This is a genomic window from Ureibacillus thermophilus, assembly GCF_004331915.1.
GTDB lineage: Bacteria > Bacillota > Bacilli > Bacillales_A > Planococcaceae > Ureibacillus > Ureibacillus thermophilus.
Genome location: NZ_CP036528.1, coordinates 2,391,387 through 2,417,801 on the forward strand (window position 1 = coordinate 2,391,387; position 26,415 = coordinate 2,417,801).

General features: G+C 39.3%; 22 protein-coding genes. 1 reads left to right on the top strand and 21 read right to left on the bottom strand.

Annotated features, from left to right (window positions below; genetic code table 11):
• Nucleotides 1-2: 2 nt before the first annotated feature.
• The 14 genes from nrdR to citZ all read right to left on the bottom strand — a co-directional run bounded on the left by nrdR (nucleotide 3) and on the right by citZ (nucleotide 15,672).
• Nucleotides 3-470, bottom strand: coding sequence for a transcriptional regulator NrdR (nrdR, locus tag DKZ56_RS11885; protein WP_208650186.1), 468 nt, complete (start codon nucleotides 468-470; stop codon nucleotides 3-5).
• Nucleotides 471-726: 256 nt separating this feature from the next.
• Entirely contained in the window at nucleotides 727-1,746 is a 1,020-nt protein-coding gene (locus DKZ56_RS11890; protein ID WP_208650187.1) for a glyceraldehyde-3-phosphate dehydrogenase, read from the bottom strand.
• A 210-nt stretch (nucleotides 1,747-1,956) separates the two neighbouring features.
• Nucleotides 1,957-2,550 (bottom strand): dephospho-CoA kinase, encoded by a 594-nt coding sequence (coaE, locus tag DKZ56_RS11895; protein ID WP_208650188.1) that lies wholly within the window; start codon nucleotides 2,548-2,550, stop codon nucleotides 1,957-1,959.
• A gap of 13 nt (nucleotides 2,551-2,563) precedes the next feature.
• The gene (mutM, locus tag DKZ56_RS11900) at nucleotides 2,564-3,436 is read right to left on the bottom strand and encodes a bifunctional DNA-formamidopyrimidine glycosylase/DNA-(apurinic or apyrimidinic site) lyase (RefSeq protein ID WP_208650189.1); all 873 of its coding nucleotides are present in this window, start codon (nucleotides 3,434-3,436) and stop codon (nucleotides 2,564-2,566) included.
• A gap of 12 nt (nucleotides 3,437-3,448) precedes the next feature.
• Complete coding sequence (polA, locus tag DKZ56_RS11905; RefSeq protein ID WP_208650190.1) at nucleotides 3,449-6,076, bottom strand: DNA polymerase I; 2,628 nt, start codon at nucleotides 6,074-6,076, stop codon at nucleotides 3,449-3,451.
• Nucleotides 6,077-6,200: 124 nt separating this feature from the next.
• On the bottom strand, nucleotides 6,201-6,623 hold the full coding sequence (locus DKZ56_RS11910) for a DNA polymerase I (protein WP_208650191.1): 423 nt from the start codon (nucleotides 6,621-6,623) through the stop codon (nucleotides 6,201-6,203).
• A gap of 421 nt (nucleotides 6,624-7,044) precedes the next feature.
• Entirely contained in the window at nucleotides 7,045-8,052 is a 1,008-nt protein-coding gene (gene hflC, locus DKZ56_RS11915; RefSeq protein WP_208650192.1) for a protease modulator HflC, read from the bottom strand.
• Nucleotides 8,049-9,020, bottom strand: a complete 972-nt coding sequence (hflK, locus tag DKZ56_RS11920) for an FtsH protease activity modulator HflK (RefSeq protein ID WP_208650193.1) — start codon at nucleotides 9,018-9,020, stop codon at nucleotides 8,049-8,051. Before hflK ends, hflC begins: the two co-directional genes overlap by 4 nt.
• 356 nt (nucleotides 9,021-9,376) lie before the next feature.
• Complete coding sequence (gene pnpS, locus DKZ56_RS11925; RefSeq protein ID WP_208650194.1) at nucleotides 9,377-10,828, bottom strand: two-component system histidine kinase PnpS; 1,452 nt, start codon at nucleotides 10,826-10,828, stop codon at nucleotides 9,377-9,379.
• A complete protein-coding gene (locus DKZ56_RS11930; RefSeq protein WP_208650195.1) occupies nucleotides 10,825-11,532 on the bottom strand; it encodes a response regulator transcription factor in 708 nt (235 codons plus the stop codon). The genes pnpS and DKZ56_RS11930 overlap by 4 nt, the downstream gene beginning before the upstream one ends.
• Nucleotides 11,533-11,580: 48 nt before the next feature.
• Complete coding sequence (locus DKZ56_RS11935) at nucleotides 11,581-12,030, bottom strand: MaoC/PaaZ C-terminal domain-containing protein (protein ID WP_208650196.1); 450 nt, start codon at nucleotides 12,028-12,030, stop codon at nucleotides 11,581-11,583.
• Between the two features lie 83 nt (nucleotides 12,031-12,113).
• Nucleotides 12,114-13,052, bottom strand: a complete 939-nt coding sequence (gene mdh / locus DKZ56_RS11940) for a malate dehydrogenase (protein ID WP_208650197.1) — start codon at nucleotides 13,050-13,052, stop codon at nucleotides 12,114-12,116.
• A gap of 134 nt (nucleotides 13,053-13,186) precedes the next feature.
• The gene (gene icd / locus DKZ56_RS11945; protein WP_208650198.1) at nucleotides 13,187-14,452 is read right to left on the bottom strand and encodes an NADP-dependent isocitrate dehydrogenase; all 1,266 of its coding nucleotides are present in this window, start codon (nucleotides 14,450-14,452) and stop codon (nucleotides 13,187-13,189) included.
• Between the two features lie 104 nt (nucleotides 14,453-14,556).
• The gene (gene citZ, locus DKZ56_RS11950; protein ID WP_208650199.1) at nucleotides 14,557-15,672 is read right to left on the bottom strand and encodes a citrate synthase; all 1,116 of its coding nucleotides are present in this window, start codon (nucleotides 15,670-15,672) and stop codon (nucleotides 14,557-14,559) included.
• A gap of 274 nt (nucleotides 15,673-15,946) precedes the next feature.
• Here citZ and DKZ56_RS11955 point away from each other — a divergent pair, with 274 nt between their 5' ends.
• Nucleotides 15,947-16,915: an AI-2E family transporter gene (locus tag DKZ56_RS11955; protein WP_208650200.1), complete on the top strand. Its 969-nt coding sequence runs from the start codon at nucleotides 15,947-15,949 to the stop codon at nucleotides 16,913-16,915.
• Here DKZ56_RS11955 and DKZ56_RS11960 read toward each other — a convergent pair.
• The 7 genes from DKZ56_RS11960 to dnaE form a co-directional block, all read right to left on the bottom strand.
• The gene (locus DKZ56_RS11960) at nucleotides 16,902-17,291 is read right to left on the bottom strand and encodes an FxsA family protein (protein WP_208650201.1); all 390 of its coding nucleotides are present in this window, start codon (nucleotides 17,289-17,291) and stop codon (nucleotides 16,902-16,904) included. The genes DKZ56_RS11955 and DKZ56_RS11960 overlap by 14 nt on opposite strands.
• Before the next feature lie 475 nt (nucleotides 17,292-17,766).
• Nucleotides 17,767-19,527, bottom strand: coding sequence for a pyruvate kinase (pyk, locus tag DKZ56_RS11965; protein WP_208650202.1), 1,761 nt, complete (start codon nucleotides 19,525-19,527; stop codon nucleotides 17,767-17,769).
• Between the two features lie 19 nt (nucleotides 19,528-19,546).
• Nucleotides 19,547-20,506 (bottom strand): 6-phosphofructokinase, encoded by a 960-nt coding sequence (pfkA, locus tag DKZ56_RS11970; protein WP_208650203.1) that lies wholly within the window; start codon nucleotides 20,504-20,506, stop codon nucleotides 19,547-19,549.
• Nucleotides 20,507-20,665: 159 nt separating this feature from the next.
• On the bottom strand, nucleotides 20,666-21,631 hold the full coding sequence (gene accA / locus DKZ56_RS11975) for an acetyl-CoA carboxylase carboxyl transferase subunit alpha (RefSeq protein ID WP_208650204.1): 966 nt from the start codon (nucleotides 21,629-21,631) through the stop codon (nucleotides 20,666-20,668).
• Nucleotides 21,624-22,496, bottom strand: a complete 873-nt coding sequence (accD, locus tag DKZ56_RS11980; RefSeq protein WP_208650205.1) for an acetyl-CoA carboxylase, carboxyltransferase subunit beta — start codon at nucleotides 22,494-22,496, stop codon at nucleotides 21,624-21,626. Before accD ends, accA begins: the two co-directional genes overlap by 8 nt.
• A gap of 20 nt (nucleotides 22,497-22,516) precedes the next feature.
• Entirely contained in the window at nucleotides 22,517-23,164 is a 648-nt protein-coding gene (locus DKZ56_RS11985; RefSeq protein WP_208650206.1) for a FadR/GntR family transcriptional regulator, read from the bottom strand.
• Nucleotides 23,165-23,340: 176 nt separating this feature from the next.
• Complete coding sequence (dnaE, locus tag DKZ56_RS11990; RefSeq protein ID WP_208650207.1) at nucleotides 23,341-26,409, bottom strand: DNA polymerase III subunit alpha; 3,069 nt, start codon at nucleotides 26,407-26,409, stop codon at nucleotides 23,341-23,343.
• Nucleotides 26,410-26,415 lie beyond the last annotated feature (6 nt).

Here is a 26,415-nt window from a genome sequence, read left to right on the forward strand (position 1 = left end):
CATCATTGTTTTTTGGACTGGCGATTCAGCAATTCCGTCAATTCTTCCATAAATACGTTGATATCTTTAAATTGCCGGTAAACCGAAGCAAAGCGAACGTAGGCCACTTCATCGACTTTTGCAAGCTCGTCCATCACCATTTCGCCAACATCCACAGAACTCACTTCTGAATTTCCAATTCTTCTCAATTGTTTCTCAATATCATAAACGATTTGTTCAAGTTGTTCTAATGGCACAGGGCGTTTCTCGCAAGCCCGAATCAGTCCGCGAAGCACCTTTTCCCGGCTGAATTCTTCCCTCGAACCATCCTTTTTTACAACAATTAAAGGCGTTTCTTCCACTTTTTCAAAGGTGGTGAAACGATATCCGCACGATTCGCATTCGCGACGTCTACGAATCTCTTTATTATCATCAACGGGTCTAGAATCGACGACACGTGTTCCATTATAGTGACAACTTGGACATCTCATAATTAATTCTCCCTGTCTAGTTTCTTAATTGTTATTATATCAAAATCCATACAACGTGACACTTTTCCTAAATACTCGAGTTTCGAAACAAGCAGATAAGTTATAATTCTAATACACTTTCAACAAAAAATCGAGAAGAATTGCAGTGAAATCCATTGACGAGATTGTTAATATTTTCATTTTGGCAAGTGTACATTCGCTGCTCCAAATAAAAAGTGTAGACAAAGTCAAGAGACAATGTCTACACTCTCATCATTTAAGCTGTTACTGCTTCCAATGCTTTGACAACTTTTTTCGTTAAATCTACTACACGTGCAGAATAACCCCATTCATTGTCATACCAAGCCATCACTTTTACTTTTCTTGTGCCCATCACCATTGTTAATTGAGCATCAATTGTGGATGAATAAGTTGTTGTATTGAAATCCACCGAAACAAGGGGCTCTTCAGTATAATTTAAAATGCCTTTCAAAGGACCTTCACTTGCTTTTTTGAAGGCTTCGTTAATTTGTTCTGCCGTTACATCTTGTTTTAAATCTACCACTAAGTCAACTAAAGAAACGTTAGGTGTTGGTACACGCAGAGCTAAACCGTGGATTTTTCCTGCCATTTCAGGAATGACTTTGCTTAACGCTTTTGCGGCACCAGTTGTTGTAGGAATGATGCTTTGGCCGCAAGCACGGGCACGGCGCAAATCTTTATGCATGTTATCTAGGTTTTTCTGATCGTTTGTATAAGCATGAACTGTTGTCATTAAACCGTTTTCAATTCCAAACTCTTCATGGAGCACTTTGACAACAGGGGCTAAGCAGTTTGTTGTACAAGAAGCGTTTGAAATAATATCGTGTTTTGATACATCTAATACGTCATCGTTAACGCCAACTACAATCGTTACATCTTCATTTTTCCCTGGCGCTGTTAAGATAACTTTTTTTGCACCCGCTTCCAAATGAAGAGCCGCTTTATCGCGCTCATTAAATTTACCTGTTGCTTCAATAACAACATCTACGCCAAGCTCTTTCCAAGGAAGTTTTGCAGGATCACGTTCAGCTACTAATTGAACACGCTTACCGTTAACGATTAAAGCGTTTTCTTCGTATTCAACTGTTCCTTCGAAATGACCGTGAACAGTATCATATTTAATCATATGTGCTAATGTTTTAGCAGGATAGCTGGCATTAACTGCTACTATATTTAAATCGTCTTGAACAATTGCTTGTCGGAACACCATACGACCAATTCGACCAAAGCCGTTGATAGCAATAGAAACTGTCATTATATATCCTCCTATTTTACTTCAATTATGTTTACTTTTTCTCAATTAGTATAGCACATTCTAATAAATAGTGTACCATTATTTATAGGAATAAAAAATTTGTTATTTTCAGAATAATTGGAGAAAAGTAGTTTTATTAAAATTTCCTTTCGGACCATAGAGAATTCCTATGATCCAAATGGAGATTTCCTCAGTTTCGTTATCTAAAATTTACAAAACATCCCATTCATTTAATATTTGTTCCAACTGCTTTCTTGTTTCGTCGATGGTGCCATTATTGTTGATGACTGCATCCGCTCCTTGTTCTTTCACGGATAGGGGCAGTTGGGATTGGATGCGCGCCTTTGCTTCTTCTTCCGACAATTGATTTCTTTCCATTAATCTTTGCAATTGAACATCTTCCGATACAGACACTACTAAAATTTTATCAACAAAATGTTGAAGCTTGCTTTCAAATAATAATGGAATGTCCATAATGACCGTTTTTTCTCCATTTGCAAGATGCTCATCACGCTGGCGAAGCATTTCTTTTCGAATAGCCGGATGAATAATGCTGTTTAATAACTGCCGCTTCTCTTCATTATTGAAAATGATAGCACCGAGTTTTTTTCGATCCAGCTCTCCATTTTCCGTTAAAATTTCTTTGCCAAAAACTTCGGCAATTTTTTGCAATGTTTCACTTCCTGGCTCTACGACTTGCCGCGCCACCAAATCTGCATCCACAATTGGAAAACCATATGCTTTCAACATATTGCTCACTGTGCTTTTACCGCTTGCAATGCTTCCTGTTAATCCAATAATCATCTTTAACACCTTCTTAATGTTGACATTTTGGGCAATAGACGCTCGTTCTTCCTCCGATGGTCATTGTCTTTGTATTGGCCGAACAGTTCGGGCAAATCTTTTTCCCGTACATTTTCAGCCGATGCTGCATTCCACCGGCTTCTCCGTTGATATTGCGGTAATCTGAGATCGTTGAACCACCCATTTCAATGCTTTCCAATAACACTTTTTGAATGGCTTCAAATAAAGCAATTTTTCGCTCTTTGCTGATTCTTCCTGTTTTTCTTGCAGGATGAATTCCTACATGGAATAAAGCCTCCGTTGCATAAATATTGCCGCATCCTGAAATCACTTGGCCATCCATAATGACTTCCTTAATCGGCTTATTAGCATATTTCGGAAGTTCGCATTTTGCTAAAAAGTAGTTTAATGCATTCTGATTAAATGGTTCCGGCGCAATTTGCAATAATGGCGGATGTTCATCAATAGTATGTAATAACCGAAACTCCCCAAATCTTCGAATATCGGAAAAAATGAGCAATTCACCAGTCGTTAAAGAAAAGCGGGCATGGATGTGTTTCTTGAATTTTTCTTCCAATATGTCTTCTTCCTTTTGAACGACAAACCATGCCCCGGTCATCCCTAAATGATTCACTAAGAGAAAGGGATTGCCATCTTTTTCTAAATCCATAAAAATATACTTTGCCCGGCGATGGACCCTTTTAATTTCCATCCCGCTTAAAGCCAATTCAAATGCAGCCGGCTCCATATTTTTGACAATGCACTGTTTCCCTAACTGATGGGATTGATAAATCGTCTCAGACAAGGATGCCCTTGAAATAACTTTGCCTACAATTTTCGGGGACAGCGCCCGAACAACCCCTTCTACTTCCGGTAATTCAGGCATAATTTCACTTCCTTATTTCGCATCATACCAAGTCTTTCCATAAGAGATGTCCACTTTTAATGGTACCTCAAGGGTGATGGCGTTTTCCATTACTTCCGGCACCATTTTTTCCAGCTTTTCAATTTCTTCTTTCGGCGCTTCAAAAATCAATTCGTCATGCACCTGGAGAAGCAGCTTTGCCTGCATTCCTTCTTGTTTTAACCTCGCATCAATATCAATCATCGCTTTTTTGATGATGTCTGCGGCGCTTCCTTGAATGGGCGTGTTCATCGCCGTGCGTTCTGCAAAACTTCTTAAGTTAAAGTTTTTGCTCGAAATATCAGGCAAATATCTGCGGCGATTTAAAAGTGTTGTAACATATCCTTTCATTTTCGCTTCTTGTACGATGTTGTCCATATATTCTTTAACACCTGGGAAGCTTTGGAAGTACTTTTCAATAAATTCGCCCGCTTCTTTACGGGAAATATCCAAGTTTTGGGATAATCCATAATCGCTGATTCCATAAATAATGCCGAAGTTAACCGCTTTAGCTGCCCTTCTCATATTCGATGTGACTTCATCTTTCGAAACGTGGAACACTTCCATCGCCGTCCGCGTATGAATATCCATTCCTTGTTTGAAAGCATCCACCAAATTTTTGTCCTTTGACATATGGGCCATGACGCGCAATTCGATTTGCGAATAGTCGGCGCTAAATAACAGCCAGCCTTCATGGGAAGGAACAAATGCTTTTCGTATTTTTTTTCCTTCTTCCAAGCGAATCGGGATGTTTTGCAAGTTTGGATCTGTAGAAGAAAGGCGTCCCGTAGACGTCAATGCCTGCATAAAACGAGTATGCACTTTGCCGTCTTCCGGATGGACTTCTTTCATCAATCCTTCAATATAAGTGGATTGCAGTTTCGCAAGGGTACGGTATTGTAAAATCGCTTGAACAATTTGGTGATGATGTTTTAATTTCTCCAGCACATCTGCCGCAGTAGAGTAGCCGGTTTTCGTTTTCTTAATAACCGGAAGACCCAACTTTTCAAACAAAATGACGCCCAGCTGTTTTGGCGAATTAATGTTGAATGTTTCCCCCGCAAGTTCGTATATTTCTTTCTCCAACGCCGCGATTTTTTCTTGCAATTCTTTTCCCATTTTTTCAAGGGCGGAAATATCCACTTTAATACCTTGGCTTTCCATCTCGCCTAAAATCACCGCTAAAGGCAATTCTAAGTCATGGTACAGGTCAAACTGCTCATTTTCTTTTAGCTTTTTTGTCGCCGCTTCTTTGCAGTGCCAAATGGCAAGAGCTTTTCGGCAAACGTGTTCTGCAAGATCATTTTGTTCTGGCAAGGCCCATTTTGCGCCTTTTCCGTAAACAGCTTCATTGGAATGGACATTGGTATAGCCGAATTCTTTTGCCAATGTCGCCACATCATCCCTTGAAATGGCAGGATTGAGGATGTAGGAAGCTAAAAGCAAATCAAATTCCACGCCGCGCAAAGTGACGCCTTGTCGTTTTAAAATGCATTGAGCCGCTTTTAAATCAGACATATATTTTTTTTTCGTTTCATCTTCCAAATATGCCTTTAATAGTTCGCTTTCGTTCAAGACATCCGCCGGTACAAAAAAAGTCTTTGTTCCATCTGTAAAACCGAATCCTAAAATTTGGCAAGTATGATATTGCTCATTTTCCATTTCTACATGAACCGCCATAGAGTCGCTAAAATGCTCTTTTGTCAGTTCACGGACAATTTGATAATCAATTTCAGCTGTTTCTTTTTCTTTAGCTTCAAAGTCCGATTTTTCAATAAGGGATTTAAATTGCAGTTCTTTCCAAACTTCAAGCACTGCTTCTTCATCAGGGCCTGGATAATCCAAATCTTCCAATGTAATCGCAATCGGCGCTTTCGTGTTGATGGTTGCCAGTTGTTTGCTCATCTTTGCCTGTTCTTCGTTTTCAATGAGCTTTTCTTTCATTTTAGATTTCTTCATTTGTCCGATATTTTCATATAAATTTTCGATGGAACCGTATTCCTTTAGCAATTTAATAGCCGTCTTTTCCCCAATGCCCGGAACGCCTGGTATATTGTCAGAAGCATCTCCCATCAGACCTTTCATATCGATAATATGTTTTGGAGATATGCCGTATTTTTCTTGGATGTGTTCCGGCGTATATTGTTCAATATCGGTCATTCCTTTGCGTGTCACATACACCTTCACTCGTTCCGTAGCTAGTTGCGTCAAGTCCTTATCCCCCGACACGATGATGACATCAATCCCTTCTTCTTCCGCTTGGCGGGCTAAGGTGCCAATGATGTCGTCCGCTTCATACATTTCCAGCTCATATCTTGGAATACGGTAAGCATCAATTAACTTTTGCAAATACGGAAATTGTTCCGACAACTCTGGCGGCGTTTTTTGGCGGCCGCCTTTATAGTCCTCAAAAGTTTCATGGCGGAATGTCGTTTTCCCTGCATCAAAGGCAACGAGCATTTTCGTCGGCTTTTCTTCCTCCAATATTTTTTGAAGCATCGTTGTAAAACCGTAAACCGCGTTTGTATGAATTCCGCTGTCGTTTGAAAGAAGCGGCAATGCAAAAAAGGCTCTATATGCCAAGCTATTTCCATCTAACAATAATAATTTTTCTTTTCCCACTCATGAGCACTCCTTCAGTAAAACAATCATCTTCCATTACTTTTACACAGTTAACTCCATTATAAAACACGTATCTGTCGAAAAACGACCGATACGTGTTATTTTCCAAACTTTTATTTCATTATTAACGGGGTTGATGAATCTCCTCCACATAAAAAATTTCTTCGTAAATAACTGTCATGATAAAGGCATTTAAAAAAGAAATGACAAGGTATAAAGGCATGCCTCCTAATTCCGGTTCCATCCAAGAGCGGAAAAACACTTCTACAATCCCGACTTGCGAAAAATAGAAAAGCATGCCGACTCCCACTTGCCAAATAGAACGTTTATCTTTTCTTTGTTCATAACGGAACACTTTTTTAAAACTATTTCGAACATCCTCCGCCACTAAGATGGAGAGAATGAAAAATACAATCATTGATGCAGGAATTTGCAATACTTTGATTTTTAAGAAAGCGTAAGGAGTTGAAAAAAATAATGCTGTCAAGCTGGAAGACATAATGAATGCCAGCAAAAGATTTTGAATCCACTTATTTAGCTTATGCATCCTTTCGCCTCGATTCTAATATTATATGTGTATCAATTATATAATGGGGCGAATGGAATGAGAAAGTTGTAATTATTGCTAGTATTGTATGTTCATATAAAAAGTTGGGACAAATCTAAAAAACGGGGCTGTCCACTTTTCAGACGCCCCCTTTAAAAATTGATTTCCGTTCCGGGGACGCTTTCCGCATGCCCGGCTAGACTCTCCTCTGAGTCATCCCTTCGCTCCTCGTGGTCTCGAGAGGGATTGTTGCAGGAAAGCTTTGAATTTACTTCCTTGAACTTGCTCCGCTTAGCAACTAAGCGTGCACGACAGGAACTCGCCCCGTCACCCCAATCAATTTTAAGTTAGTTCAATTTTTTATTAAAACTCTTTCAAGAGCCCCTTTAATTTTTGTTTATATCTCATCCTCTTTAAGTGATTAATCAATATAGCCAGATAATATTCTTGCGTATGGCGAGTCTGCTGGGAGCACAATGACTGTTTCATCGCCAATAGTTTTCTTATATGTTTCCAGTGTACGATATAATTGATAGAATTCCGGGTCTTTTGAGAAAGCTTCATTATAAATTCTTGCTGCTTCCGCTTCCCCTTCTGCAATAATCAACGCCGCTTCTTTTTTCGCTGTGGAAATCATTTCTTGCACTTGGCGGTCAGTGTTTGCTTCAATACGATTTTTCTCTGCATCCCCTTCAGATAAATATTTTTGGGCGATGGATTCCCGATCGGAAATCATTCTCTTATAAACAGACTCTTCGTTTTCCTGAGGCAAATCTGTGCGGCGAATGCGCACGTCCACTACTTCAATTCCATAATTGTCTTTTTGCAATAATTCGTTTACACTTTTCGTAATTTTTTCTGAGAGGCTGCCGCGGCCGGAATTTTCATCATTGATAATTTCATCATAATTCGTTTGCCCAAGTTCTGTGCGCAACACGGAATAAATGAATTCTTCCATGCGGGCTTCTGCATTCACCAAGGATCGGGCGTTGGAAATTAAAGCTTTTGGATCCGTCACACGCCAAACAGCATAGTTATCAATAATGATGCGTTTTTTATCCAACGTGTTGATTTCTTCTTCCGACATATCATAAACCATTAAATTTTTCGGCAATGTCGTTACACTTTGAATAAATGGAATTTTCATATATAGACCTGGTTGATCTTGATATTTCACCACTTCCCCGAATTGCCGAACAATTTTATATTCATTCTCTTTAACTACATATATATTGGAAAGCAGTATGATGAGCACAGCAGCAATAGCTGTGAGAATAATTGCGGTCTTTACGTATTTTTTCGGATTGAATGGCGGCTTTTCTTTGACAATTTTCGCATCTTGCACACTTTTCTTTTCTTTATTTTTATTGTTTCCGAAAAGGTTTTTTACAAATTTTTCTAAATCTCCGTCAAAGTTATTGTTGCTCATGAATTTCCGCCCCCCTCTTTGCTTTTCTCATCTTTGCTTTGAGTAGTTGTTTGCTGCGGCACTAATGGCAAATATTTTAATGTTTCTCCATCATCGTTCATAATGTAAATTTTTGCACCAGGCAATACTTCTTCCAACGTTTCTAAAATGAGGCGTTGGCGGGTAATTTGTTTATTGCCTACGTATTCATTGTACAGTTTGTTAAATACCGCCACATCCCCCTCTGCCTGCTGGATGCGTGCGATTTTTTCAGCTTCAGCTCGGGAAATAATCGCATCTTTTTCCCCTTGTGCCTCGCTGATTTTTTGGTTTTCATATTTTTTGGCTTCATTGATTTTCGTATTTTTCGTTTCACGCGCATCGGTTACTGCTGTAAAAGCAGCGCGGACTTCCTGATTCGGCAGCTCCACATCCTGCAATTTCACGGCTAAGATAGTAACCCCTATATCATAATTTTCCATTACCGAAACTAGTAAATCCCTTGTTTTTTTCTCAATTTCCGCCTTCCCATCTGTCAGCGCTTCATCAATCGTTGAACTTCCAATGATGGAACGGATGGCGCTGGATGTGGCATGATGCAATAATTGCTTTGGATTTTCTGATTGGAATAAATATTTCACAGGGTCAGAAATTTTATATTGTACAACTAAATCGGTTAATACAATATTTTCATCTCCCGTAATCATCTTTGTTTCACTGTCTTTTGTGATGATTTCCCCATCTTTTGTCGTTTCATAGCCAAATTGAAGGCTGTATGTTTCTTTTGACAGGACTTCAACTTTTTGAATTGGCCATGGCAATTTAAAATGCAGACCGGCATCTGTTATGGTCTCCGTTGCTTGTCCGAAAGTGATGACAACGGCTTGTTCAGATTCATCAACTGTATACCAAGTAGTAAAACCTGTAATAAGTACAATGATAGCAAGAATAACTAATCCTGTCGTTAATAACGTTCTTTTTACACTCATCACTTACCCTCTCTTTCTCTTTTTTATATCACTAGCTAATTTACGTAATATTTAGAATAAAAGTTTCATAAATATGAAAAAATTTTTAAAAAAAGAGGGGCTGTCCAGAAAGTCGAACACTTTCGGAAACAGCCTTACTTCTTATAGGAATATTCTCTTAAAAACTTTCCCTGCGGTGGTTACAAAACGCGCCTTTTTGTCGCAATTTATCTGCGGCAAAAACTCTAGCGACAGCCGCAAAGGGGCTTTTTTCTGACGCCCCCTTTTTAAGCGTATACTGATTTGAAAAAGGGAGTTTCTCTTTGAAGTCTAAAGGAGGAATATATAGTTTCCATAACAAGATTGTAAAAAGATTGTTAAGTTTCTTTATAAAGAGGAATCTTGACTCTCATACAAGTTCCTATTCCTACCGTGCTTTCCACTTCAATTTTTCCTCCGTGGGCGTCCACTAAATGTTTCACGATGGCAAGGCCTAAACCGGTGCCTCCAGAATTTCTGCTGCGGGCTTTGTCAATCCGATAGAAGCGTTCAAAAATACGTGGAATTTCACTTGGCTCAATTCCGCTGCCTTCATCCTCAACTTCCACAATGCCATAATCATCATCTTCTTTAATGCGCAATGTAATGGTAGTATCATTTGGAGAGTATGTGATGCTGTTCATTATAAGATTAGTAAAAATTTGGATTAAACGGTTTTCATCGCCAAGCACTTTTACATCCCGCACAATATCTACATCAAAATCCATATTTTTCTGATCCATTTTCGGGCTTGTCACTTCTACCGCTCGGATTAACACATCTTTTAAACTAGTCGGCAAGAACTTTACTGTAAATCCGTGTTGTTCAATTTTAGATAATTCCAGTAAATCTTGAATGAGCATTTGAAGGCGATTGCTTTCCTGATAAATAATTTCCAAAAAGGAAAGGAGCATTTTTTCATCTTTATAAGCCCCATCGAGCAAAGTCTCCGAAAAACCTTTTATGGAAGTAATCGGTGTCCGGAGCTCATGGGATACATTGGCCACAAAGTCCTTGCGAATTTGTTCAAGACGAATCAGTTCGGTAATATCATGCATAACGATGATAATGCCAAGCCACCTGCCATGCTCCCCCACAACAGGCGCCCCATACACTTGTTTATACATTTTTTCATTTTCTATTTCAATTGCAATTTGTTTGCGATAAGGCAATTCTGTCAAAAACACATGGTCAATAAACCGTTCCAGTTCCTTTGGCAAATCAAGGGTTAAAAAATTTCTTCCCTTCACGTCGCTCATCGATAAATGAAATTCGTCCAAAAAACGCGCATTGGCGATAAACACATTGCCTTCCCGGTCAATCATCATGAGTGCACTGCCCATATTTTCAATCAACGTGTTAAGCCGCTCATCTTCTATTTCCCGCATCATATCCATTTCTTGAAGATTTCGGGCCAATGTATTGACGGAATTGCGCAAATCAACGATGACGGAAGGGCCGCTTGCATACGTCCGGGCTCGATAATTTCCCTTAATTAATTCTTTTGCCGTATGGATGACATTTTCGATCGGTTCCAGCAGTTGATTCGTTAAACGATTGGCCACATAAGCAATTAATAAAAAAGCTAATGTAAATAAAATAACCAAAATAAAGGCAAGCTGGTATTTAATTTGTTCAATTTGTTCTTCCGTAAACGGAATGTTATGTTTTATAAAAAAACTTTCCATATAGAAAGGAAATAGCTGACCTAGAACAACGCCAAGGACAGCTATTATCGAACCAGTGATTAAAATGAAAATGAAAAACAATCGGTGATTGCGCACTTTCATAGCTTTGGCTCCTCAAATTTATAACCGATTCCTCTTATGGTTTTTATAAACTTTGGTTTGCGGCTATTTTCTTCAATTTTATCTCGCAAATGGCTGATATGAACGTCAACGATTCGCGTATCCCCTACAAAATCATAATTCCAAACAGCACTCAATAATTGTTCGCGAGTCAATACACGATTTTTATTTTCCACTAAATACACAAGCAATTCGAATTCTTTCGGAGTAAATTCAAGAGGAATTTTATCTAAAAAAGCTTCAAAACGCTCTGGATAAACTTCTAAATTTCCAAATTGATAATATTTCCTTTTTTCTTGTTCATGAGGAACGGATTGGAATCGGCGCAAAACAGCTTTAACACGGGCGATGAGTTCCCTAGGGCTAAAAGGTTTTGTCATATAGTCATCTGCCCCTAGTTCAAGCCCCAAAACTTTATCAAATTCTTCATCCCGAGCCGTTAGCATTATGATGGGAATATTTTTCTTTTGTCTTCTCAATTCTTTGCAAATCTCCATCCCATCCATCGAGGGCAGCATTAAATCCAGTAAGATTAAATCCGGAGATTCATTCAGTGCGAGCTCGAATCCTTCCTTTCCATCATTCGCCACTAATACATCATATCCAGCACGTTCTAAATTGTACTTAATCAATGTTGCAATCGATGTTTCGTCTTCTACAATTAAAATGGTTTTATTCGATGTCATTTTTTCCTCCATAATTTCTTAATGATTTGAAACTCCCTATATTTCAAATCAGTTCGCTTTTTCAGAAGGAGGCAGAACTTTCAACATACCTTGCATGACGATCTGGTTATTTTGATTGATTCCATTGACTTGAATGGTTACTAATTGATTTTCATAATCAATGTTCTGTACTTCCAATAAAACTTCGATTGTTTCATAGTGGTACACTGGTTGCAAATATTTCAAATTTTGTTCCCAAATATGCGACCCCGGACCAGGCAAGAGCTTGGAAACGGCACTCGTCACAATCCCATTCAGCATGATTGGCGGGACAATCGGTTTTTTAAAAACTGTTTCTTTCGCATATTCATGTTGAATATACAATGGGTTATTATCATTTGTTAATCCTAAATATAAAAGCAAGTCTTTATCTTCAATTGTTTCTACTAAGTGAACCCTCTCGCCAATTTCAATTTCATCAATTTTTTTCCCTATCTTGGTTCTAGTCCCTTTTAACAATTGAATAATTCCTCCTAAATAAAATCCGTTACACTTCCATAGTATCAATTTTTTCAGAAAATAGCCACAATCACAACATTGGATTATTTTAATGCTTGCATGACGTTTATGACGGATTCAGCTGATTTTTTCAATGCAGCTTGCTCTTCCTCTGTTAATTCCAATTCATAGATTTTTTCCACCCCGTTGGCACCTAAAAGGGTTGGCACACCTAAGAAAATATCTTGAAATCCGTATTCCCCTTCTAAATAAGCAACTGTCGGCAAAATGCGGCGCTGGTCTTTGATGATGGCTTCTGCCATTTCCACAAGGGCAGCTGATGGAGCATAATAAGCAGAACCATTTCCTAATAAATTAACGATTTCACCGCCGCCAACCCGTGTTCTTTGAACAATTTGCTCTAATCGTTCTTTTGGCACTAATGTTTCAACTGGTATTCCTCCCACATAAGAATAGCGAGTGAGTGGCACCATTGAATCCCCATGGCCGCCTAAAACAAAGCCAGTCACATCGTTTACAGATACGTTTAATTCCTCTGCAATAAAGGCGCGGAATCTGGCTGTATCTAAAATACCGGATTGCCCCATCACTTTATTTTTTGGAAGGCCGGATTCTTTATATGCGACGTATGTCATGGCATCTACAGGATTCGTTAAAACAATGATTGTCGGGTCTTTTGAATATTTCATAATTTCTTTCGTTACGGACTTTACGACATTTTGATTGATTTGCACTAAATCATCGCGGCTCATGCCAGGCTTTCTTGCAACACCGGCTGTTATAATCACCAAATCGGAATTGGCCGTTTTTTCATAATCGGAAGTGCCGATCACATAGGAATCGTAGCCTTGGATTGGCGCGGCTTCCCACATATCCAACGCTTTTCCTTTTGTTGGATTTTCCGCCTCCGGAATATCAACTAACACCACATCACCTAATTCCTTTTGAGCCAATAAAAACGCTGTTGTTGCGCCTGTAAAGCCTGCCCCAATAACAGAAATTTTTTTTCTTTTTAAAGACATATGTATGACCCCCATTATGTTTTTGATATATAAAAAGGGTCGTCCCTTTCTGGTGATTGAGACGGCCCAATTTATTATAGAAATTCAACAACAGCTGTTGAAAATCCTTCTAACTATTTACTCTTTTTTAAGAATTAAAGGTTTTTAATAACTGCATCTGCAAATTCAGAGCATTTCACTTCTGTCGCGCCATCCATTAAGCGTGCGAAGTCATATGTTACAACTTTAGAAGCAATTGTTTTTTCGATTGCTTTAATAATCATATCAGCTGCTTCTTTCCAGCCAAGGTGTTCGAACATTAATACACCAGAAAGAATTACTGAAGATGGGTTCACTTTATCTAAACCTGCATATTTAGGAGCAGTACCGTGAGTTGCTTCGAAGATCGCATGTCCAGTTACATAGTTGATGTTTGCTCCTGGAGCGATACCGATACCGCCAACTTGTGCAGCTAATGCATCAGAAATGTAGTCACCGTTTAAGTTCATTGTTGCTACTACATCGAATTCTTTTGGACGAGTTAATACTTGTTGTAAGAAGATATCAGCGATTGTATCTTTTACGATAATTTTGCCAGCTGCTTCAGCTTCGGCTTGTGCTGCATTCGCTGCTTCAACACCTTTTTCTGCTTTAATGCGGTCGTATTGATCCCATGTGAATACTTTATCGCCGAATTCACGTTCAGCTAATGCATAACCCCATTTTTTGAAGCCGCCTTCAGTGAATTTCATGATGTTACCTTTATGAACTAATGTTACAGATTTGCGGCCTTCGCGGATTGCATATTCAATTGCAGCGCGGATTAAGCGTTCAGAACCTTCGATTGAAACTGGTTTAATACCAATTGCAGAAGATTCTGGGAAGCGGATTTTCTTCACGCCAAATTCATCTTGTAAGATTTTGATTAATTTTTTCGCATCATCTGATTGCGCTTCGTATTCAATACCTGCGTAAATGTCTTCTGTATTTTCACGGAAAATTACCATGTCAACGTGTTCAGGGTGTTTTACAGGAGATGGGACACCTTCGAAGTAACGAACAGGGCGTAAGCATACGTACAAGTCTAATTCTTGACGCAATGCAACGTTTAGAGAACGAATTCCTCCACCTACTGGAGTTGTAAGAGGACCTTTGATTGCGATTAAATATTCGCTGATTTTATCTAATGTTTCTTGTGGTAACCATTCACCAGTTTGATTAAAAGCTTTTTCACCCGCAAGAACTTCTAACCATTGAATTTTTCTTTCACCATTGTAAGCTTTTTCAACAGCTGCATCGAATACGCGAACAGCAGCAGCCCAAATATCTGGTCCAGTACCATCTCCTTCGATGAAAGGGATGATTGGATTATTAGGTACTATTAATTTACCATTTTCTACTGTAATTTTACCGTTAGTCATGAATGTTGCCTCCTATATTCATAAGTCTAGGACTGTGTTATATAAAACACAGTCCTAGTGTATTTTAGCATATTTTCTAAAATTTTTTCATTCTAATTTATTCATTATCTTTCTTCAATTGGAACATATTGTTGATGTTTTGGACCAACATATTCAGCACGAGGACGGATTAAGCGGTTATTTGCATATTGTTCAAGAATGTGTGCAAGCCATCCTGATGTACGAGATACTGCAAAGATTGGTGTGAATAGGTCATGTTCAATGTCAAGTGAGTCATATACAGATGCTGAGAAGAAGTCAACGTTTGCTGGAAGTCCTTTTTGACCAACAACAAGGTCATGGATTTTCACTGACATTTCATATAATTCTGGTTTACCTCTTAATTTAGTTAATTTTTCGCTCATTACGCGCAAATGTTTTGCACGTGGGTCGCCTTTGCGGTATACGCGGTGACCGAAGCCCATGATTTTTTCTTTGTTATTTAATTTATTCATGATATATGGTTCTACATTTTCAATTGAACCGATTTCAGTTAACATTTTCATTACTTGTTCGTTTGCTCCACCATGAAGTGGTCCTTTTAACGCGCCGATTGCAGCAGTGATTCCAGAATATACATCTGAAAGTGTAGCTACGCAAACGCGTGCAGTGAATGTTGAAGCGTTTAATTCATGGTCTGCATGCAAAACTAATGCTTTGTTGAATGCTTCAACTTCGATTGGATCTGGCTCTTTTCCGTGCAACATGTATAAGAAGTTTGCTGCATAGCCTAGTTCAACTTTTGGAGCAACTGGCTCTAAACCTCTACGGATGCGAGAGAATGCTGCTACGATTGTGCCGATTTTTGCTTGAATGCGGATTGCTTTTCTGTAGTTTGCTTCTTCGCTCATTACATCCGCTTCATCATCGTATGAAGCAAGCAATGAAACTGCTGTGCGCAACGCAGCCATTGGATGAACTTTATCGATAGGCATTGATTTAAATAAATCGATAATTTGTTGAGGAATTTCAGCATTTTCAGCTAATTGTTGTTTAAGTTCATCTAATTCTTCTTGTTTTGGTAAACGTTGATGCCATAATAGATAAACAACTTCTTCAAATGAAGAGTTTTCCGCTAAGTCATCGATGCTATAACCTACATATGTAAGATTATCATCGATTATTGAACTGATTTTGGATTCAGCAGCAATAATACCTTCTAATCCGCGTGTTGCTGTCATAAAAAATCGCTCCCTCTCTTAAAAAGATTTAATAAAAAATGTAAGTTCTGTTTGTAAGTGCTTTCTTTTTCTTTTATACCACTTACGGTCGTTTCGCTCAAAATGAACCTATTATTAAATCGCTTACAATGAACATTATAATAAATTTTGACGGCATTGTGAATATTTTTTCAAAAATAAAGGAAAAAAAGTGTTTCGAAGAAAAGTGAAATTTTTCGACGAATATTTTTTCGTGTTCGAGATTATATTTACTTAAAATTAGGAGTGATGATTGTTGCAATTGAATAAATTTTCAGATTATACCAATCAAAATAAAATTCAATTTTTAGTCTTGATTCTATATTTTGTTTTCCTATGGCTTGTGCTCCCAATCTCGCTTGCAATACTTTTTGCATATTTATTATACCCAATTATCCACTTTTTCCATCAACGATTGAAACTTCCTTATATCATTAGTGCCATCATTATATCTATATTAATTTTCCTATCTTTTTATTCCTTCTTTTATATCACCATCCAAAGCATTATTTCCATTTACCCAGAAGTAAAGAAACAAGTAGAAGATCTTCAATTGTTTAATTCCGAATATTTATTCATATTGGAAAAACTTTTCAACGAATCATTAAAATATATTGATACAGCCATTATGGGCTTAGCAAGTTACTTGCAAAATATTTTTCAATATTTATTTGAAATCTTTGTTTTTTTCGTCGCCTTTTTCTTTGCTTTATTTGAATCTAAAAGAGATCGGTACTGGTTTTTTATCTATGTTCCTAAATCTTACCGCAATGCTTGGAAACAATATTTCGAGAAAGCTACAAACCTGTTTAGCTATTTTTTATACGTAGAATTTCAGTTGTTCATCATTACTTTTTTTCTTCTAAGTATTGGACTTGCATTGCTTCAATTTGATAAGCCATTGAATAAAGCCTTTTTAATTTCTTTTGCCGATGTGCTTCCGTTTTTCGGAATTGGTTTATTTCTCATTCCGATTGCCATCTACTTTTTCGCCATTGGAGAAAAGTTTTTAAGTTTTGCCTTGCTTTTGCTTTATATTTTTATTCAAATTACAAGGCAGCTAACTGAATCCTTATTGTGGGCATCCACCTTCCAGCTGCGAACGGTCCACACATTTTTCATCAGCGCTGCCTCCATTTTGTTATTCGGCGTCTATGGGATTTTGCTCAGTCCGTTTTTGTTGTTGGTTGCCGTCAAGCTCAAGCAAAAAACTATCTCCGGATGATAATGACTTGATTGTTCTCCATTCTTTTTCGAATCCATTCCACAATCATAGGCTTGTACAATTGTCTAGTCCAAGGGAGAGCCATTGTAAAAGCAATCAAATCAGAAATAAAACCAGGAAGCAAAAACAAAACACCCGCTAAAAATACGAGAAATGCATCTACCATGGCATATCCAGGCGGTTCTCCCCTGTTGATGCTGTCCCGAATATTTTGTAGAGATTTTAACCCTTGTTTTTTCGTAATGGCAACGCCTAACACGCTTGCAAGCAAAATAAGCAATAATGTGCTTAAAACGCCCAACCAATTACCGATAATGATGAACATCGCAATTTCTATTAAAACAAATACAATGCTAATCAAGAAGAATTTTTTCAACGAATACCCTCCATTAGAGTCATTTTCTTATACTTTTTATATACGAAATAATAGGAAAAAAGTTTCACCAAATTTCTATTGGCAATGCTAAGTTATTTTTCAAATCTGATTGCTCCTTAGTTCATTTTCAAGCAAACAAAAAATATAAGAGGTTGGGACAACTCTAAAAAAACAACATTTTCTCCAAGGAGAAAATGTTGTTTTTTTGATATGTTATTAAAATTGATTTCCGTTCCGGGGACGCTTTCCGCAGGCCCTCCTCTGAGTCATTCCTTCGCTCCTCGTGGTCTCGAGAGGGATTGTTGCAGGAAAGCTTTGAATTTACTTCCTTGAGCTTGCTCCGCTTTGCGACTAAGCGTGCGCGACAGGAATTTGCCCCGTCACTTCAATCAATTTTTCGTTCTATCAATTTTTATCAAAACTCTTTCAACTGCCCCTTTCATTTTTTGTTTATGTCCCAGCCTCCTTTTTCTCATTACAAGACGCTTGCATGTCCTTTATAAATAACTCCCGTTTCCGCATCCATTGTAATTTCTTGACCGTGGCGGATCAGGGATGTGGCTTCTTTGACCCCAACGATGACTGGGATGCCCAAGCTTAAACCTACAACGGCGGCATGGCTTGTTAATCCGCCTTCTTCCGTAATAATGCCGAGGCATTTTTCAATGACTGGCATCATTTCCCGGTCCGTTCCAACCGTCACCAAAATACATCCTTCTACATCATAAGCTAACGCCTCTTCTGCGTTTTTCACAACAACCGCTCTTCCAACGACGGATTGTTTGCCAATACCTTGTCCACGGGCTAAAAGGTCGCCAATCACATGGACTTTCATCAAGTTCGTCGTTCCAGATTCTCCCACTGGCACGCCTGCTGTAATAATCACGACATCCCCATGGTCCACATAGCCATGTTTCAATGCTTCATCAACGGCTAACTCCAAAATTTCATCCGTTGTTTTAACTTTATGGGTAACAATTGGTGCAACTCCCCAAACAAGGGTTAATTTTTGAGCCGTTGATTGATTATCTGTAATTGCAATAATCGGCACACCTGGGCGGTATTTGGCAATTATTTTGGCTGTTGTGCCGCTTGCAGTTGGGGCTAAAACCGCTTTTACTCCTAAATTAATGGAAGTGTATGAAACAGCCTGGGAAAGGGCTTCTGTCATCGTTGTTCCCTTTTCTCGGCTCCGTTTTTGAACAATGGAACGGTAATCCAAAGAGTTTTCTGTAAATTCCGCAATGCGGTTCATCGTTTTTACTGATTCTACCGGATACATACCTGCAGCTGTTTCGCCTGAAAGCATAATTGCATCGGTGCCATCGATGATCGCATTTGCTACGTCGCTTGCTTCCGCACGAGTTGGCCGAGGATTTCTCTGCATCGAGTCGAGCATCTGAGTTGCCGTGATAACCGGTTTTCCTAATTGATTGCATTTTCTAATTAGCGTTTTTTGCACGAGCGGAACTTCTTCTGCTGGAATTTCTACCCCTAAGTCTCCACGGGCAACCATCAATCCATCGGAGACTTCAATAATTTCATCAATGTTTTCAACGCCTTCCCGATTTTCGATTTTCGGAATGATTTGAATATGTCCTCCGCCGTTTTGTTCAAGCAGTTCGCGGATTTCTAACACATCTTTTGCCGTTCGGACAAAAGAAGCCGCGATAAAATCGACTCCTTGCTCAATTCCAAATAAAATATCTTTCGCATCTTTCTCTGTAATGCCAGGCAATTTGATGGAAACGCCTGGGACATTGACACCTTTTTTATTTTTTAAAATACCGGCATTTTCAACAATTGTATGAATCAGCCCTTTTTCGTAATCCTTTGCTAATACGCGCAATTGAATAAGTCCGTCGTCCAGCAAAATAATATCGTTTTGATTCACATCATAAATCAACCGATCATAGGTAATAGAAAAACAAGTTTCATCCCCTAGTACTTCCTTCATTGAAATGTCAATGACTTGTCCAGTTTGCAAATGCACTTCCCCATTTTTCATATTATGGGTTCTAATTTCAGGACCTTTTGTATCAAGCAAAATGCCGACAATTTTATTTAAACGATTCGCTACATCCCGAATTGTCGCAATGCGCATTGCATGTTCCTCATGGGTACCATGGGAAAAATTTAATCTTGCTACATTCATCCCCGCCTTCATTAGTTCCTCAAGAACTTCAGGGGATTCGCTTGCAGGTCCAATGGTACATACAATTTTTGTCTTTCTCATATCCATTCGCTCCATTTTTTTAGATTGAAAGTTCTTTTGATAATGTATATAAACTAATATCAGCTTTATGTTTTGTTGTCATGATGTCCATTAAATCATAATCGTAAACTTGATAATTTTTGATACCTACTGCGCGGCGAGTTTTGCCTTCCAGCAACAACTCGACAGCTCGGGCACCAAGTCTGCTTGCCAAAACCCTGTCAAATGCAGTTGGAGAACCTCCCCGTTGAATATGGCCCAGAACGGTAATTCTCGTTTCAATGCCCGCCTTTTCTTTTAGCATCTCGGCAAGCTTTGAAGCCGGCATAGCTCCCTCTGCCACAATAATGATGCTGTATTTTTTCTTGCGCGATTCTCCCCGCTTTAAACGCTCCACAATTTCATCTAAATCATAAGGCTCTTCAGGGATAATCACCGTTTCCGCTCCGGCAGCAAGCCCCGACCATAGGGCAATGTCACCGGCATTTCTCCCCATTACTTCTATAATGAATGTATTCTCATGGCTTGTGGCCGTATCGCGGATATTGTCAATGGCATTCACAACCGTATTAATTGCCGTATCAAAACCAATTGTAAAATCCGTACCCGGTACATCATTATCAATCGTTGCAGGAACACCGATACAGTGGAAGCCTAATTTTGTAAGTTCAATCGCGCCGCGGTATGAACCATCGCCTCCAATGACGATTAATCCTTCAATGCCTGCTTCTCTCATTTTTTGGATTCCTTGCAATCGGTATGCTTCTTCCATAAATTGAGGGCAGCGGGATGAAAAGAGCTTTGTTCCCCCTCGCTGAATAATACCACCAACTGAGCCTAAATCCAATAATTTCATTTTACCTTGAATAAAACCTTCATATCCATGATATATACCATACACTTCAACACCATGGTAATTCCCTTTTCGAACGACCGCACGGATGGCCGCATTCATACCCGGTGCATCACCGCCGCTTGTTAATACACCAATTCGTTTCATTTTTCTCCCTCCAATCTCTAATAATGTTAACAATATCATAAAAAAATTCCATTGGAACAAGAAAATTGAACCATTTCTTTTCATTAAATAAACGAATAGTGGAAATGAAAATGACAAAATCCTCGCAATTGGATTTTGTCATTTTCAAGGGACGGAAAATTAATGAGCCTTTTCCTCGATATAATCTCCTATTTGGCGGAATTTCTCATAGCGATCTTGGATAATGTCTTCTTCCGACATCACCGTTAATTCTTCAATCCCCTTTTTCAAATATTCTTTTAATATTTGCGCTTGTTCTGCTGGATTACGATGAGCTCCCCCAGGCACTTCAGGAATAATTTCATCAATGATTCCCATTTCTTTCAAGTCTTGGGCAGTGATTTTCATTGCTTCCGCCGCTTGTTTTGCTAGGCTCGCATCTTTCCATAAAATAGACGCCGCGCCTTCTGGAGAAATCACAGAGTAAGTGGAATTTTCCAGCATATAAATTCGATTCGTCACTCCTAATGCCAAGGCGCCGCCACTTCCACCTTCGCCAATGACCACACTGATGGTAGGTACTTTAAGTCCAGCCATTTCAAATAAATTTTTGGCAATGGCTTCACTTTGCCCGCGCTCTTCCGCTGCTTTTCCTGGATAAGCCCCTTTTGTATCAATAAAGCAAATAATCGGGCGGCGGAATTTTTCTGCTTGTTTCATTAAACGCAGCGCTTTGCGATACCCTTCTGGATGAGGCATACCGAAATTCCGACGAATATTTTCTTTTGTTCCTTTTCCTCGCTGATGGCCAATGACTGTTACCGGCTGTCCTTCAAAAGATGCAATTCCGCCGACGATGGCTTCATCATCCGCAAAATACCGGTCCCCATGCAATTCAATAAAATCAGTAAAAATGTGATTTATATAATCAAGGGTTGTTGGACGTTCCGGATGTCTTGCCACTTGCACCCGATTCCATGGCTCCATGTGGGAATAAATTTGAATTTCCAGTTGTCGCAGCCGGTCTTCCAATGTTTGAATTTCTTCAGACATATCTACATCCGCCGTTTTCGCTAATTCCCTTAATTCTTCAATTTTTTCCCTCAGCTTAATAATTGGTTCTTCAAAAGCCAATGGTTTAGACATGGGAAACGCCCCCTCTCTTATGCAATTTCACAATCGTTGCCACTTTTTCACGCAATTCTTTACGGTGGAAAATGGCATCCAATTGTCCGTGGGCAAGCAAAAATTCTGCTGTTTGGAAGTCATCCGGCAATTTTTCTCTCACCGTTTGTTCAATGACCCTTCTTCCCGCAAAGCCAATGAGCGCTTTTGGTTCAGCGATATTGATGTCACCTAATGATGCAAAGCTTGCGGAAACCCCTCCTGTAGTCGGGTCTGTCATGATGGAAATAAAGAGCAATCCTTTCTCGCTATGGCGTTTTAATGCCACGCTCGTTTTAGCCATTTGCATTAAGGAAATGACCCCTTCCTGCATTCTTGCGCCACCGCTAGCTGTAAAGATAATGAATGGCACTTCCAATTCCGTTGCTTTTTCAATGGCGCGCGTAATTTTCTCGCCAACAACAGAACCCATGGAGCCCATACGAAAATGGGAATCCATCACCGCTACAACCACTTTTTCACCTTTTAATGTTCCTACTCCCGTTAGTACCGCTTCGGATAAACCTGTTTTATTCATATCCGCTTCCACTTTTTCAATATAAGATGGAAAGTTTAGCGGGTTCGTCGTGCGCAAATGCTCATCAAAAGGCGTAAAAGATTCTATATCTAAGAATGAGTCGATGCGTTCCCATGCAGTCATTTTGAAATGATGGTCGCAATTCGGACATACTTTTAAATTGGATTCTACTTCTTTTGTTAAAAAAATCTTTCGGCATGACGGGCATTTCGTCATTAAATCTGCAGGAAAGGAGCTTTCATTTTTCGGATTTACGACGGCTCCCTTCGTTTTTTTCCGATTTAAAGAGAGCAAATTTTTTATCTCCACGATTTTTTCCCCCTAATAATTTATTCTTCATGTGTTTTTAAATAGTCCAGCCAATCGGCATATGCTTTAAGGGCTTCCTTTTCATATCCAAGCTGCAATGAAGTCAAAAGCCTTTGCAAAATAGGTTTTTCTTCCTCCGTTGTTTCTTTTTTCAGGGAACTTGCGCTATATGCTGCAAGTTGTATCCAAATTCTCAATGCCAAACGGTTTCCAGAGGCAATCAAAAGTTCACGCAAAATATGATCTCGAATCACAGCTGTTTCCAATTCGATTTTCAAAAATAAGCTTTCCCAGACTGGAAGTTGTCTTAATCTTCTATCCGCACAAATGATTCGGATCGCTTCCCTTTCATGAATTTCCCTCGTTTTATGAACGTCTGTAATCGATTGATTTTCCTGCAAAATAAATGTCGCAAGCAATTCTACTAAACGATATTGCTGAGAAGATGCTAAAAAGGTGCCGCCACCATGTCGGGTTTCAATAATTCCCAACAGTTCTAAACTCCTTAGAGCTTCCCGCACGGAAGAACGGCCAACGCCTAACATTTCTGATAAAACTCTTTCAGAAGGGAGTTTGTCTCCTGGCTGCAATTTTTCTTTAATGATGATGTCCTTCAATTTGCTGACGATTTCTAAAAACGCCTTTTTATTTTCTTGTTTCTTGTTCATGTCCACCTTAATACGTTCAACAACCCCTTGTTTCGTTCAATTGGAGAATCATTCACATTTTTGTCGAAAAGTGGTCAGACCACTTTTGTATCAGTTTACAAAATGTTTTCTTCTTTGTAAAGAAAAAACTGTGCAAAAATGCACAGTTTCTGTAAAATCTGATGAATACTATCTCGTTATTGAAGCATTTTTATGACTTTTACGATGATTTGATGCTGATTGTAGCGGTATTGCACTTTCCCCTCTAAATAAACAAGCACATCTTCTTTAATCCAACCAACGCATTCATGATATTGTTTCGGAAAAATGGTTGTGGAGATAGAACCAAATTCATCCTGCACTTGCACAAAGGCCATTAGCTCCCCATTTTTTGTGCGCAGCTGGCGAATGGACTCCACCATTCCCACCAGCTTAACATAGGCATCTTTGGGGGCGCTTTTCAGTTGAAGACTATTGGTATTCACCGGAATTTGTTTGCGTACATTCGCCACAGGATGTTCCGTTAAGTAAAAGCCTAATACTTCCTTCTCAAATTGCAGCTTCATTTTATTTGGGATTGGCGGAACTTCCATATACTTTGGCTTACCAAAAAGGGAAGCCTCTGATGAAAATAAATCCTCTTCTTCTGTCGGACGTACGATTTTGGCATGTTTTTCCGCCGCTTCAATCGTTGCAAGAAGCGTTGCCCGATCCTTTCCAAAATCATCCAACACCCCAGCTTTAATTAAAGGCTCAATGGATTTGCGGTTAAAATATTTTCCGCTTAAGGCAACGGCTAAATCGAATATATCGTGGAATTTTCCTTGTTCCTTTCGGGCTTCTATCAATTTTTGCAAAACAGTTTGGGAAACGCCTGATATAGCTGATAAGCTGTATCGAATGCTTCCTTTTTCCACCGTAAACACGCGGTTGCTGTGATGTAGGGAAGGGCGCAAAATGGTGATGCCTTTGCTTTTTGCTTCGACGATGAAAGAAAATAACTTTTCTTGATTTCCCGTAGCAAAGGTCATCATCACCGCATAAAACTCCATAGGATAATGGGCTTTTAAAAATGCCATTTGGTAGGAAATCATGCTGTATGCAACGGCATGGCTTTTGGCAAATCCATAGTCGGCAAATCGAACAATCTGTTCATAAACAGAATCTGCCGCTTCCTTGCTGTAGCCCTTTTTCACAGCGCCATTGACAAAGGCGGCTCTTTGCTCCTCCAATACTTCCCTTTTTTTCTTGCTGACTGCTCTTCTTAACAAGTCAGCTTGTCCCAACGAGAATCCCGCCATTGTATGGGCGATTTGCATGATTTGCTCTTGATACACAATGATGCCATAAGTTTCTTTTAATATCGGCTCTAAATCCGGATGGGGCATCACAACCGGTTCAAGCCTTTTTTTTCTTTTCGCATAAACTGAAATAAATTGCATTGGTCCCGGACGGTAAAGGGCATTGACCGCCACAATATCGGAAAATTGGGTCGGCGCAATTTCCCGTAATGCCTTTTTCATTCCTTCCGATTCCAGCTGGAAAATTCCAAGGGTATCCCCTTTTTGCAAAAGTTCAAAGGTTTTCTTGTCATCAAAAGGAATTTTATTTAAATCAATATATTGATTCCGAGTGTAATAAATCATTTTTTGTATTTGCTCAATCATCGTTAAATTGCGCAACCCTAAAAAGTCCATTTTCAATAAGCCCATTTGTTCCACTTCTTGCATCGGCCATTGGGTTAGAAAAATGCCGTCGTGCCCTTTTTCAATTGGGATAACCTCTACTAACGGAACAGGACTCAGCACCACGCCGGCAGCATGGGTAGAAGCATTTCGAGGCAATCCTTCCAATTTCAGCGCCGTTTCAAACCAACGTTTCCGGATTTCTTCCCCTAACACCCAAGTTCTAAAAGGTTCACTGGATTGATAGGCTTCCATCAAGGTGATGCCTAATTTATTTGGAATAAGGCGGGAAATCATTTCAAGGGTTTCCGATTCAAAATTGAACATCCTTGCCACATCCCGCGCAACCGCTTTTGCTGACAGCGAGCCAAAGGTAATAATTTGGGCTACATGCTTTTCTCCATATTTTTTTGCCACATATTCAATGACTTCCTGCCTTCTCGTATCCACAAAGTCTATATCGATATCAGGCATCGTCACCCGCTCAGGATTTAAAAATCGCTCAAATAAAAGTCCATAGCGAATCGGGTCAACTTGGGTAATATAGAGGGAATATGCAACTAGAGAACCGGCGGACGAACCCCTTCCAGGCCCTGTTAAAATACGACGTTCCCGGGCATACTTCATAAAATCCGCAACGATTAAAAAATAATCGGCAAAGCCCATGGAACAAATCATTTGCAGTTCATCATGCAGCCTTTTCATGTAAATCTCATTGGGGGAATTCGTCTCTAGCCTTTCTTTTAATCCATCAAGCGCCAACTCCTTCAACACTTGTTCGGCGCTTTTTCCCTCTGGCACAGGAAATTTTGGCATGATATGTCCCTTATGTTCAATTTCCACTTGGCAGCTATAAAGCATTTTCCTACTTTCTTCCAGCCATTCTTTACGGTCTTCGAACCACGCAATCCATTCTTTTTGAGTAGGTGTATAATGGTGTTCGTCTTCTTTCATCCTTTGTTCGCTTAATTTTATGCCCTGATCGATGCTGCGCGCAACCCGGTAACTAAAGGCATCCTCCCTCTTTAAATATAAACATTCATGAATTGCCATAATGGGAATATGGTATTCTTCGCTTAGATGAATCACCTCGTTTTCAAAGGCTGATTTTTCTCCTCCCATTCTTGAAACGCCCAACCAAATTCGCCCATTGAAAATGAGTTTTAATGTTTCGATTATCGAAACATTTTCCATCCAAATTCCTTTTTCATCCGTTGCAGGAATCACAATACAAATTCCATTCGAGTAGCCTTTAAGCCACTGGATCGGCAGGCGTTCATCATCTCTTATGGCAATGCTGCTTGATATTTTTAATAAGTTTTTATAGCCATCGTTGTTTTGGGCATAAATCAGGAGGGGCAGAACAGTATGGTCGAATTGTATTTGTGCAGTCAAACCAAGAACCGGATGAATTCCAGCCTTTTTTAAACCATGGTAAAAAGGCAAAAGCCCGTACAATTTCGTATTGACGATTGCACAAGCTTCTGCCTTTTGTTCAACTAAAAAAGGGATGAGTTCTTCCATACGAATCGTACTTTTCAGCAAATCTGCACTTGTTCGTATTTGCGGATAAATGGACAATCTGCA